This is a genomic window from Xanthomonas sp. SHU 308 (assembly GCF_000364645.1).
Lineage (GTDB): Bacteria > Pseudomonadota > Gammaproteobacteria > Xanthomonadales > Xanthomonadaceae > Xanthomonas_A > Xanthomonas_A sontii.
Window position 1 is genome coordinate 1 of sequence record NZ_AQOK01000437.1, and the last position, 326, is coordinate 326.

General features: G+C 46.3%; 1 protein-coding gene. It reads right to left on the minus strand.

Translation table 11 applies throughout. The annotated features are described in order from the left end of the window. Positions 1 to 116: 116 nt before the first annotated feature. Positions 117 to 326: colicin immunity domain-containing protein (locus tag D588_RS26720; protein WP_087963680.1), on the minus strand; the 210-nt coding region annotated here is incomplete at its 5' end.

Here is a 326-nt window from a genome sequence, read left to right on the forward strand (position 1 = left end):
CCTTGTCGTTGGCGTCGGTGACCGGGGTCAGCGACAGGACGTGGCCGGCCTGTAAAGACTATTGTGTTGTCGACGGTTAGGCTGATGCCTGCACCATCAGGCAGTATTAAAAATGGTCAGACATTGGCTTTTTCAAACCTATTTATTTCATCGCATACTTTGCTAAGTAACCCCGCCTCATCCAATTCGAAGGATCTCCTTGTATTCGCATCCTCGTTATACATATCCGCAGAACAAAAAATGCTAGACAAACACTCACTCAACAAAGCCACGTCTTTAATCATAATCCCTCTGTCGCGCTCTATTCTCCAAAGCTCTATGTATGC